The sequence below is a fragment of the Microcystis sp. LSC13-02 genome, assembly GCA_002282935.1.
Classification (GTDB): domain Bacteria; phylum Cyanobacteriota; class Cyanobacteriia; order Cyanobacteriales; family Microcystaceae; genus Microcystis.
Genome location: MTBT01000147.1, coordinates 1 through 11,242, shown reverse-complemented (window position 1 = coordinate 11,242; position 11,242 = coordinate 1). Strand labels below are relative to the sequence as shown.

10 protein-coding genes are annotated in these 11,242 nt (G+C 43.4%); 8 read left to right on the top strand and 2 right to left on the bottom strand.

Translation table 11 applies throughout. The features are described 5' to 3' along the window. The first annotated feature begins 289 nt into the window (after positions 1-289). The 6 genes from BGL89_RS08965 to BGL89_RS08940 all read left to right on the top strand — a co-directional run bounded on the left by BGL89_RS08965 (position 290) and on the right by BGL89_RS08940 (position 8,447). Positions 290-3,727, top strand: a complete 3,438-nt coding sequence (locus tag BGL89_RS08965; RefSeq protein ID WP_286825412.1) for a type I polyketide synthase — start codon at positions 290-292, stop codon at positions 3,725-3,727. Positions 3,728-3,815: 88 nt separating this feature from the next. Beyond that, on the top strand, positions 3,816-4,703 hold the full coding sequence (locus tag BGL89_RS08960) for a glycosyltransferase family 2 protein (protein WP_286825411.1): 888 nt from the start codon (positions 3,816-3,818) through the stop codon (positions 4,701-4,703). Between the two features lie 575 nt (positions 4,704-5,278). Further along, on the top strand, positions 5,279-5,629 hold the full coding sequence (locus tag BGL89_RS08955; protein WP_425185065.1) for a slr0373 family blue light stress response protein: 351 nt from the start codon (positions 5,279-5,281) through the stop codon (positions 5,627-5,629). A gap of 79 nt (positions 5,630-5,708) precedes the next feature. After that, positions 5,709-7,220: a stress-responsive protein Ycf46 gene (gene ycf46 / locus BGL89_RS08950; protein ID WP_286825409.1), complete on the top strand. Its 1,512-nt coding sequence runs from the start codon at positions 5,709-5,711 to the stop codon at positions 7,218-7,220. A 131-nt stretch (positions 7,221-7,351) separates the two neighbouring features. Continuing rightward, positions 7,352-7,705 (top strand): DUF1257 domain-containing protein, encoded by a 354-nt coding sequence (locus BGL89_RS08945; protein ID WP_002731874.1) that lies wholly within the window; start codon positions 7,352-7,354, stop codon positions 7,703-7,705. 100 nt (positions 7,706-7,805) lie between these two features. Then, the gene (locus tag BGL89_RS08940; RefSeq protein WP_286825408.1) at positions 7,806-8,447 is read left to right on the top strand and encodes a class I SAM-dependent methyltransferase; all 642 of its coding nucleotides are present in this window, start codon (positions 7,806-7,808) and stop codon (positions 8,445-8,447) included. A gap of 25 nt (positions 8,448-8,472) precedes the next feature. On the opposite strand, the gene BGL89_RS08935 is transcribed toward BGL89_RS08940, so the two are convergent. Beyond that, entirely contained in the window at positions 8,473-8,814 is a 342-nt protein-coding gene (locus BGL89_RS08935; RefSeq protein ID WP_286825407.1) for a DUF5615 family PIN-like protein, read from the bottom strand. Then, positions 8,811-9,035 (bottom strand): DUF433 domain-containing protein, encoded by a 225-nt coding sequence (locus BGL89_RS08930; RefSeq protein WP_286825406.1) that lies wholly within the window; start codon positions 9,033-9,035, stop codon positions 8,811-8,813. Before BGL89_RS08930 ends, BGL89_RS08935 begins: the two co-directional genes overlap by 4 nt. A gap of 323 nt (positions 9,036-9,358) precedes the next feature. Here BGL89_RS08930 and BGL89_RS08925 point away from each other — a divergent pair, with 323 nt between their 5' ends. Both BGL89_RS08925 and BGL89_RS08920 read left to right on the top strand, forming a co-directional pair. Continuing rightward, positions 9,359-9,763 (top strand): hypothetical protein, encoded by a 405-nt coding sequence (locus tag BGL89_RS08925; protein ID WP_286825405.1) that lies wholly within the window; start codon positions 9,359-9,361, stop codon positions 9,761-9,763. Next, positions 9,764-11,242: NB-ARC domain-containing protein (locus BGL89_RS08920; RefSeq protein WP_353743919.1), on the top strand; the 1,479-nt coding region annotated here is incomplete at its 3' end.

Sequence of the window (11,242 nt, the reverse complement as noted above, 5' to 3'; positions counted from 1 at the left end):
ATGTGGCAACGTTAATTAAAGTCCACTGACCTGTTGCTGTCAGGGAGATTGTCACCGTGCTACCGGAATTATTAGCTAGACCCGGGGGATTGTTAAGCTCCGTAGCCAGTAATTCAAGAGAGCCAGTCTGAGATGTTGAGACAAGGGAAGCCAAAACCATAAAAAGAGATACCTCGTTTACATTTGACGGATAAAGCCAAGGAAGTTATTCCATGCTTCAGATTGACTGATCATAAATTATATTGATATAGTAGTCAAGTGTACATGGCCACAGTATATACAAAAGTTAATGATTAAACAGCCCATCGCAATTGTTGGTATGGGATGTCGTTTTCCCGGAGCCAATAATCCTAGTGAATTTTGGGAGATACTCCAAAATGGCGTACATAAGATAACTAAAGACCCTATAGATCGCCCTACGCAGATGACAGGTTGGGCGGGATTTCTCGATGGCATAGATAAATTTGATGCGGCGTTTTTTGGCATTTCTTCGGAAGAAGCGATCAAGATGGATCCTCAACACAGACTTTTGTTAGAAACCTCTTGGGAAGCCTTAGAAGACGCTGGGCTAGTTCCCGCTAATTTAGCAGGGACCGATACTGGCGTTTTTATTGGGCTTTCTGGTAGTGAATATCCGAATTTATTAATTGAAGATTCAACCTTTAATACCACCATTGGAACTCTCGACTGTATGTTAGCCAATAGGATTTCTTCCTATTTTGATTTTCAGGGTTTAAGTCTAACAATAAATACCGCTTGTTCTTCTGTATTAGTGGCCATAGATAGTGCCTGCCAAAGCTTATGGAATGAAGACATTTGTTTGGCTTTAGTAGGTGGTACACATCTAACTTTTTCTCCCGTGATTGCCTCTAGATATGTCAATGCGGGTTTGATTTCTGCCGATGGTTTGTGTAAAACTTTTGATGCTAAAGCGGATGGTTATGTTCGGGGCGAGTGCATCGGAGTCGTTGTCTTAAAACTTCTATCCCAAGCTCAAGCGGATGGTGATCGCATTTATGCTGTGATTCGGGGGAGTGGCGTTAATCACAATGGTAGTGGTAATGGCTTGACCGCGCCCAATATGCAAGCCCAGATTGCTCTCTTGCAAAAAGTTTATCAACGGGCAGAAATTAATCCCAATTCCATTAATTATATTGAAGCTAACGGTACGGCAACGCCCATTGGAGATGCCCTAGAAATGAAGGCATTAGGAACAGTAGTTGGCAAAGATCGAACTGCTGATAATCCCTGTCGGGTGGGCAGTGTAAAAACCAATATTGGTCATACAGAGGGCGCTTCTGGTATTGCGGGGTTGATTAAAGTTGCTCTTTCCCTCTATCACCGTCAAATACCCCCCACTTTACATTGTCAAGAGCCTAATCCTGCCATTCCTTTTGCCAAACTAGGACTAAAAGTACAACAAACCTTAGAAACTTTACCCGAAGAAACAGGGCCAATTCGAGCAGGGGTTAGTTCTTTTAGTCTGGGGGGAACGAATGCTCATCTGATATTAGAATCAGTCCCGTCTCAAGCAAAAGCTGAACCTAATCTTTCTCCTTTACAAGTTTTTACCCTAACCGCCAAGACTTCTACTGCTTTACAAGCTTTGGTGCAACGTTATCAATCTTTCCTAGAAGATAACCCTGAAGTCGCTTTGTCCGATATTTGTTTTATGGCTAATACTAGGCGATCTCAATTCTCCCACCGTCTAGCTATGATCACTGAATCAAAAGAACAATTGCAAGAGCAACTAAATATGATTGTTCGCCAAGAAGCATTATCAAGTGTATTCAGTGGACAAGTTATAAGGCAAAAATCCGCACCAATTTGTTTTATTTTTTCTGGAAAAAGCCAGAAACTTAAACTAATTATTAAATCCCTTGCTCAAAGTCATCCAGCCATCTATTCATTGCTAGAAGAATTGCAACCACTTATTTCTTCTTATTCGACAAGATCATTTTTTCAATTAATAGAAGAAGAAAATTTAGAAAACCCTTTTCTTAGCCAAGTAGTCAACTTTATCTGTGAATATGCGATGACTCAATTATGGCAATACTGGGGAATAAAACCAGCAATCTGTATAGGTTATGGTCTGGGAAATTATGATGCTTTAGTATTGGCGGGAATTTTAACTGTAGAAGAGGCAATTTCTTTAATCATAGAAGATAAAAAAATTGAATCACCTCCCAAGTTTCAAGCCGCAAAAATTCCCGTAATTTTACCGATCAGTGGTAAGATAATTAAAATCCATGAAACTATTGACTATAAGCAGTGGCAAAAAGAATTTAATATCAATAACATGAACGCAGAAAATTTACCTAGCCTATTATCAGACTCTAATGTAATTTTGCTAGATCTATGTTCTCTGGAGATCAAAAGTCATGACCATCTCAAACAACTTGATAATTATAACACAAAAAGTCCTGAAGAAATAAAAAGTTCTGATCATTTATATTGTTTATTTTCCACTTTAATCAAATTTTGGTTAATGGGAGTGAAAATTGATTGGTCTAAAGTTGCAAACTATCAACAATGTTATGCTATTTCAGTCCCTACCTATCCCTTTGAGGGTCAATCATACTGGATTGATGTATCACCTAAAATACCAAATAAACAAAGCATCCATAATCAAGAGAACTATTTGAATGTAGAATTTATCGCTCCTCGTGATAATTTAGAAATGCAATTGACCGAGATTTGGCAAGAGGTTTTAGGAATCCAGACTATCGGAGTCAAAGACAATTTCTTCAATTTAGGGGGACGCTCTCTGGTGGCGGTCAAGCTATTTGCTCAAATCGAAAAAGTCTTCAAGATCAATCTACCATTAGTCACCCTTTTCCAAGCTCCAACGGTTGAGCAGATAGCTAGGATTCTCCTGGAGAAAGCGGTTGAAACTGACCCCCAGACTCACAGCCTTAGACTTGAAAGCCAACTAAATCCTCAGTCTTCTCTAGTAGCCATGCAGTCGAGTGGCGCGAAAAGACCATTTTTTCTCGTCCCCGGTGGCGGCGGCGGCGAAAATGAATTAATCATCTATGCCAAATTAGTCTATCTTTTGGGTCAAGAACGGCCTGTTTATGGATTCCAAGCAAGGGGTTGGGACGGAATCGAAAATCCTCACAATACTGTAGAGGCTATGGCAATCGACTATATCAAAGAAATCCGTACCGTCCAACCCGAAGGACCTTATCTTCTCGGAGGTGAATGTATAGGCGGACTTGTCGCGTTGGAAATAGCACAGCAGCTAGTCGCACAAGGACAGAAAGTGGGATTATTAGTTTTTCTCGATACACCTGTTCCAACTCTGCCGAGAAAACTCCGCTATCAGGTGGAGAAATTTTTCCAAATTCCAAGAATTCGCTATCATCTCAGAGAACTCCAATTCTCAGCCAAAGGAGAGAGTCTCACCTATATTTTTAACCAAGCATCAAAGGTGAAGGAAAAGCTGGCAGAAGACAGCTTCAGTCGCCACCGAAAAAAAGTTGCCAAAAACTACATAAAAATGATTATGCACTACAGACCACAAACCTATTCTGGTGGAATTACCTGGTTAGTCACTGAAAGTTTTTATCCCAAGGCTCAAAATCAGGGGTGGAACCATCTAGCCGGAGGAGAACTGGAAATTCACCGGATTCCAGGAACTCACGACTCTTATCTCGGTGACAATGTCGAGACTACGGCTGAAAGGCTTAAAGCTTGCCTTGACGAAGCGCAGGCAGATGATTGAAACCCGAATCAGGATATACTCTACCACGGCTGGCTTGTCTGAATTCGCCGCCAATATTTTTAATTTTGAATGACTTATGAAGGCTCCAGTGGCTTTTTTTATCTTTAACCGACCTCAACTGACAGCAAAGGTATTTGAAGGGATTCGTCAGGCCAAACCCAACAAACTGTTTATCATTGCCGACGGTCCGCGCTCCGCTCGACCAGACGACCGCGACAAGTGCGCTGCCACCCGTGCCGTTGTCGAACAAATCGATTGGGACTGTGAAGTATTCAGGAACTATTCAGAGGTTAATCTAGGCTGCGGACGCAGGGTATCTACAGGTATTAGCTGGGTTTTTGAGCAAGTCGAGGAAGCCATCATCCTAGAGGACGACTGCCTCCCCCACCCAACTTTTTTTCCATTTTGCGAACAACTATTGGAGAAATATAGAAATGAGCCAAAAATAATGAGTATCAGCGGAACTAACTGGTTAGGACAATGGAAACCAGAGCAGCAGAGTTATCATTTTTCCTTTTGTGGGGGCATTTGGGGATGGGCCACTTGGAAAAGAGCTTGGCAAGGCTATGACTATGAGATTAAATTATGGTCAAACCGAAAAATCAGGCAAGAAATTAAAGATTTTATCGAGGATGAACAAATATTTAAATGGTACGACCAAGTTTTCTCCCAAGCCTATAGAGGAGAAATTGATACTTGGGACTATCAGTGGATGTTTCAATGCCTTTTCCACTCAGGATTAGAAGTGGTTCCCTCAGTCAACTTAATTTCTAATATTGGCTTCGGGGAAGAAGCATCCCATACTAAAAACCCCTATGATTTCAGAAGCAATCTTCCCCAGCACTCTATGTTATTTCCTCTGAAGGAAGCCAAGGAATTAGTAATAGACAGAGAATATGGCAAACAAGTAGTAAAAAAACTTTCTATCAATAGCCATCTCCTTGTCAGATTGAAAAATAAAATCAAGAGGTGGTGAGCTGGGTAAGCGCATCTTAACAATCCTTGACAAAATTAACTTTATGTGAGTTGCTCACCCAGAGGGCGATTCAGGAATATTTGAGTGGAATTTGCCATCTCAATTGTTAAGCAAGAATCGACCAACTGTTAAGATTTCGTAACTATTCTGATTGACTGGTATCACCTGAAATGCCCACGCGGATCACAAAATTGGCCAATTGTCAATCAGGAGGCTCCGAGGCAGGAGAGGAGACTATTTTTATTTAGGGTTTGCTGAATAATGGTAAAACCCTTTTAAAATAAAGCTTTTGACCTGTTAAAGTCCGATGTGCATGCTGCGAAAATAAGGGCAACAAAGCCTGAAACTCCTGACTCCTGACTCCTGACTCCTGACTCCTACCACCACCGAAAAACTTTTTCAGCAGACCCTATTTATTCTCCCATCTCCCCACTTCCCCACACCCCACACCCCACTTCTCCACCAATTGTAAAGAAATGTTACAATTATGCTGTCATAACAGCTTACCATCTTGACAGGAGGGAAAGACAGTGGTTATAGTAGGGACACATACCCGGGTAAACCAATTTAGTGATATGCAAGACAAGCAAAAAGTCACACTGTACCTTCCCCCTGGAGTCCATCGTCAACTAAAAATAAGAGCCGCGATCGATGAAGAATCGATGTCAGGGCTGGTGGAAAAAGCGATCGCTTTCTACCTAAAATACCCCGAAAAGGTAGAAGAAATCGAAGCCGCCGCCTATGGCAAAACCTATCAGGTTCATGTCTGTCCCGAGTGTGATGCCGCCTTAGTGATGAAAGAAGATCGGCTAAGGTCAATCAAACGCCAGCCCGGAATAGTCGGCGACGAGTTCCCGCTCGAAGTTCCCGAACCCGTTGGTGCTCAAGGAACCGCCGAGGGAGAAGCAGCCTTAGTTACCTGCTAAACTCTCGGTAGCCGAACAAGGCAGCCGCCGCCATCAGCCGACCAAGGTCTAAACCGTTACCACAAATAGGGTCGATGTTATGAAAGAAGAGCTAGAAATTCTCGTCAAGGCTCAGTATCCCCTGATTTACCTCGTCACCTCCGAGGAGGAAAGGGCGGAAGAAGCCATCAGCAAAATAGCCCAACTAAATACACAACATCGACGGGTGTTTGTCTGGACTGTCACCCACGGCATGATCGAACAGGGTCAACCGCGCCAAACCAATCAACATAATACCGTGTCGCCAGAAGCGGCGATCGAATGGGTGGTGCGTCAACGGGAAGCGGGCATCTACATCTTCAAAGACCTGCATCCGTTCATCACTTCCGCTCCGGTGACTCGCTGGTTAAGAGATGCGATCGCCAGCTTTAAAGGAACTGAGAAAATCATTGTTTTAATGTCTCCCCTGCAAGAAGTCCCCATAGAACTAGAGAAAGACGTAGTGGTTCTAGATTTTCCCCTGCCGGACATGGGGGAATTAGACGAAGTTCTTTCCCAACACCTGAGCAAAAATCAAAATCGTCGTACCACCACAGAGGTCCGGGAAAAACTCCTGAAAGCGGCCTTAGGCTTAACCAAAGATGAAGCCGAAAAAGTTTACCGCAAAGCCCATGTAAAAGCGAGCAAATTGACGGAAGACGAGGTAGAAATCGTCCTTTCCGAGAAAAAACAACTGATTCGCCGCAACGGGATTTTAGAATACGTTGAAGAAGACGAGACCATCAACGCCGTCGGGGGTCTGGAAGAATTAAAAAAATGGTTAAAACAGCGATCGAACGCCTTTACAGAAAGAGCCAGAAGCTACGGACTCCCCCAACCGAAAGGGATGCTAATTTTAGGAGTACCGGGCTGTGGTAAGTCCTTAATCGCTAAAACCACCTCGCGCCTCTGGGGTTTACCGCTCCTGCGCTTAGATATGGGACGGGTTTACGATGGTTCCATGGTGGGACGGTCCGAGGCTAACCTGCGTAATGCCTTAAAAACTGCCGAATCCATCTCTCCGGCCATTCTTTTCATCGATGAATTAGATAAAGCTTTTGCCGGTGGCACAGGATCCGCCGATTCCGATGGGGGAACCTCTAGCCGCATCTTCGGCTCCTTCCTGACTTGGATGCAGGAAAAAACCTCGCCCGTCTTTGTTATGGCCACAGCTAACCGGATTGAACGGCTACCGGGGGAATTCCTCCGCAAAGGGCGCTTCGATGAAATCTTCTTTGTGGATTTGCCCAATTCCGAAGAAAGACAAGATATCTTTAATATTCACCTGACTAAACGACGCTCCGACATTTCTCGCTTCGATTTGGAGCAGTTAGCCAAGGTATCCGATGGGTTTTCCGGTGCGGAAATAGAACAGGCGCTGATTGCCGCCATGTATGAGGCCTTCGCCCAAGATCGCGAATTCACGCAATTGGACATTATTGCGGCGATTAAGGCGACTCTGCCCCTATCTCGCACCATGACCGAACAGGTGACTGCCCTGCGTGATTGGGCTAGACAACGCGCCCGACCTGCTTCGGCCTCCGTCGCTGAGTACCAGCGATTGGAGTTCTAACAGACTTTCGCCCGCTCCCAACGGGATGAAAGGCTAGTTCTCAGGGACTAGCAATGCCTCGAAAAGCCGCTTGGCGGCACTCTTTAACTCTCAATCTGTTGTTGTTGATTCTTATCTACGAGGAAATTCCAATGTCTCATTTTAGCACTCTCCGGACCAAAATCACCGATGCCGAAATCCTCAAAGCTTCTCTCCGCGACCTCGGCATTAGCGTGAAAACCGAAGCCGATGTTCGTGGTTACAACGGTCAACGAGTTCGCTCTGACATCGTTGCTGTTCTCGATGGCGAATATGATCTCGGTTGGTCTCGCAATACCGACGGCAGTTTCGATTTAATCGCTGACCTCTGGGGTGTAGCCAAAAAACACAATCAAACCGAATTGATCAACTCGATCAACCAAAAATACGCTGTGAACAAAACCCTATCCGAAGTGAAACAGCGCGGTCTGCAAAACGCTAACGTTAAGCTAGTCGTTCAAAGCTAATATTTACAGCGCGTTCCCAAGCCTAGGGGTTGACCAGTTCGGTTAACCCTTTTTTCTGTCTGTGGGGTATGTTAAGAATAGTAAAATTAACTTGACAAAAATGCTCCGACCCCAAGAAAGAACTAAACTCGATCCGACTCAAGACAGCGATTTTTATGCTTTTCCCCGCTTTGTCACCCACGTGGATCAGGGTTTTATCGATCAATTAACCGCTCTCTACCGAGAGATATTATCGCCGAATACGCGCCTTTTAGACCTGATGAGTAGCTGGGTGTCCCATTTACCGGAGGAGATGGAATTTGAGCATATCGAAGGTCACGGGATGAATGGGGAGGAGTTAGCCAAAAATCCCCGCTTGCATAGTTATTTTATCCAAGACCTCAATGCACAGCCAAAATTGCCCCTAGAGGATAGTTCTTTTGACGCGGTGTTAATCACGGTGTCGGTGCAGTATTTGCAGTATCCAGAGGCGATTTTTGCGGAACTGTATCGCATTTTAAGGCCCCATGGTCTGGTGGTGGTTAGTTTTTCCAATCGAATGTTTTATCAAAAAGCGATCGCTGCTTGGCGCGATAATAGTGATTTAGGCCGGGTGGCGTTAGTGAAATCCTATTTTCAATCGGTGGCGGGATTTAGGGAAGTACAGGCGATCGTTCGTCCTGCTACTACCCCCAGTTTCCTGCAAATGTTAGGAATTATGGTTGCTGATCCCTTCTATGCAGTGATAGGAAAACGCAGTTAAAATTCAGTACAAGATTACTGCCGTATTAACCCCCACTAATCTCCACTAATTTTTCACCAGACCTCAACAGATCTAACGCATCAAGTAAAGTCAAGCTGAGAATTTCACGCAACCGAGCATTCGATGTATTTCCACAAGTTAACCAAATGATTTGTGGGGGTGCTTGCCAACGTTCAACTAAATCTACGAAATCGCTATCCTTGGTCATAAATATAACGCTTTGGGCTTTTGCCGCTTCAAAAATTTCGGTATCTTCGGCATCTCTCAATCCAAGATCACGTAAAGTTACTGCGGCGATCCCAAATGTCCCTGTCATCCAAGTTGCGATCGCAGGCGACAAATGTGCATCAATCCAAATCGTTGTCATGCAATTAAAACAGGGTGATTGAGTTTACATGAAGCGTAGGTAAGCGATGCTTTTAAGTCATCCATTTCTAGATCTGGTAGTTCTTCCAAAATTTGTTCAGCACTCAGCCCTGCTGCAAATAGATCTAAAACATCAGACACGCGAATTCTCATGCCACGAATACAGGGGCGACCACCACACTGTTTGGGATTTACTGTGATTCGTTCAAGTAATTTTGACATTTGATCTAACCTCCACAATTAAGTGTTTATCGAAAAGATTCCAGCCACAATTCCCAAAATAATTATAGGATTAAGACTTCCCCTATTTTACTCTTCAACTCAACGAATAGGCTTACTTGCTGGGTATGACAGCAGGTAACACCTGCATACAGTCCGCACAAATTGGAATGAAGCTAAAACTCCCAGTTGGACTTTTTCTGTCAATCCAACCTACAAGAGCTACAAGAGCTAGTTGGAACGAGACAATTGGGATAGGAGAACCAATTTTACCCTAAAAAAAATAGTTGTGCTAGAATGGCGAAAAATTCTCGCAATTGATGATTATGTTAGCAGAATTAGCCGCCGCCGAAATCGCTAAAATCGCCTTTGAAGCTGTTATCGGTAAATTAACGGAAGGAGCAATGGATAAAGGTGTAGAATTGTGGCAAAAAATTAAGCAAAAGTTACAAAAGGAACCCACCGCAGCAAAGGTTTTAGCGGCAGCAGAACAAACCAAATCCGAGGCAATGATTGAACAACAAGTGGTTCCTTTTTTACAGGTAGAAATGCTCAAAGACCCCAATTTTGCCCAAGAAATCCAAACCCTAGCACAACAAATTATTACAATTAATCAGAATCAAACAGAAACGAAAACTCAAATTGGTACGCAAATTAACAAAGATATTAAACAACAATTGAACATTCAAGAAGTTAAGGGTGATTTAAATCTAGGAATCCCTCCTGAATGACTGGCGGATCTGCACGCAAAAGCAGACGCAATAGAAAATAATCGCAGTAGTCAAAGGAGTATTTTCAGGGGAGGAGATGCTCGAAAACGTCTCGTCCATTGGCAGGGAAGAGAGGAGGAAATCACCCAAATTAAGCAGTGGTTTAATAATAAAAATGTTGCGATGATTGGCATCAAAGGAGTTGGGGGAATTGGTAAATCTACCCTAGCCAGTAAAATTTTTGAAGAGAAAATTACCCTCGATCCTTCCCTAGGAGACGATGAAGATTTATTCCCAAAACGCTTTTGGTGGGAAGCGGGAAATCTGGGCGGATTTAGTGGTTTAGCTCGCCAATTACTGACGGAATTTGGTTATCCTGTCCCCGAAAAAGAAATAGATTTACAGGAAGCTTTAATCAGACAACTGCAACGCCATCGCCACCTAATTATTATCGATAATCTAGAGAGTTTATTAGGGGAAGATGGTTCTTGGAATAATGAATTTTATCAGCAGTTTTTCACCGCTTGGATAGAAAAAGGGGACACCAGCAAAATTATAGTCACCACCAGAGAAAAGCCAAAAACTAGGGGTTTTAACCATTGGATTGAGCTAAAAGGTTTGAAACCACCTGAAGGGGCGCAATTGTTAGCAGAATCGCAAATAACAGGGGATATAGAGAACTTTTCTCGACGGGTGGATGGGCATCCATTACTATTGCGATTGGTGGCGGATTTGCTCTTAGCAGAATTTCCGCAAAACCCCAGTTTAGAAAGGTTAGCGGATTTGGGATTAGGAAATTTATCACAACTTTTGAGCGATCCGCAGGTGATGGGTAGCCATCGTCAAGAGACAGTGGGAATTGCTTTAGTTTTAGATGCTAGTTTTCAGCGACTTAGCCAAAGACAGCAGGAATTATTCACTAAAACCAGCATTTATCGTCGAGAATTTGATTCTCCGGCAGCCAAAGCAGTGATGGATAATTACCCGGAGATCGCACTGTCCGAGATCACGGCAGATTTACGAGAATTGCAGCGACGATCATTATTAGAAGAAAAAGAGGAAAATCGCCAGCGAATTTTTAGTTTTCAGCCTTTAGTTTGGGAATATGCACAATACAAAGCCGGCGATCAAAGGGAATTACACCAAAAAGCGATCGCCTATTATCTTTCTATTGCTCAACCCGACTCCTGGGAAATCCTCAACGATGTGCAACCTTACCTAGAAATTTTCTATCATCGCTATCAGTTAACCGAGTACGACAATGCTTTTGATATTCTCCGTGCTATCGATGATTTTCTCACCCGACGGGGTTATTATCAAACCCTAGCGGATTATTACCTTGAATTAGTCACTGTTTACCAACAACAGGAGGAGCAAACCAACTGGAAATATACCGCATCCCTCACCAGTTTAGGCAATGTTTACAATTCCCTAGGAGAATACCAAAAAGCGATCGAGTTTTATCAACAGTCCTTAGCAATCACACGGGAAATCGGTGAT

What these genes read in the sequence shown, in the direction of transcription:
- BGL89_RS08965 (WP_286825412.1), top strand. Translation starts at nt 290, where the DNA reads ATGATTAAACAGCCCATCGCAATTGTTGGTATGGGATGTCGTTTTCCC.
- BGL89_RS08955 (WP_425185065.1), top strand. Translation starts at nt 5,279, where the DNA reads ATGCAAGACAAGCAAAAAGTCACACTGTACCTTCCCCCTGGAGTCCAT.
- ycf46 (WP_286825409.1), top strand. Translation starts at nt 5,709, where the DNA reads ATGAAAGAAGAGCTAGAAATTCTCGTCAAGGCTCAGTATCCCCTGATT.
- BGL89_RS08945 (WP_002731874.1), top strand. Translation starts at nt 7,352, where the DNA reads ATGTCTCATTTTAGCACTCTCCGGACCAAAATCACCGATGCCGAAATC.
- BGL89_RS08940 (WP_286825408.1), top strand. Translation starts at nt 7,806, where the DNA reads ATGCTCCGACCCCAAGAAAGAACTAAACTCGATCCGACTCAAGACAGC.
- BGL89_RS08935 (WP_286825407.1), bottom strand. Translation starts at nt 8,814, where the DNA reads ATGACAACGATTTGGATTGATGCACATTTGTCGCCTGCGATCGCAACT.
- BGL89_RS08930 (WP_286825406.1), bottom strand. Translation starts at nt 9,035, where the DNA reads ATGTCAAAATTACTTGAACGAATCACAGTAAATCCCAAACAGTGTGGT.
- BGL89_RS08925 (WP_286825405.1), top strand. Translation starts at nt 9,359, where the DNA reads ATGTTAGCAGAATTAGCCGCCGCCGAAATCGCTAAAATCGCCTTTGAA.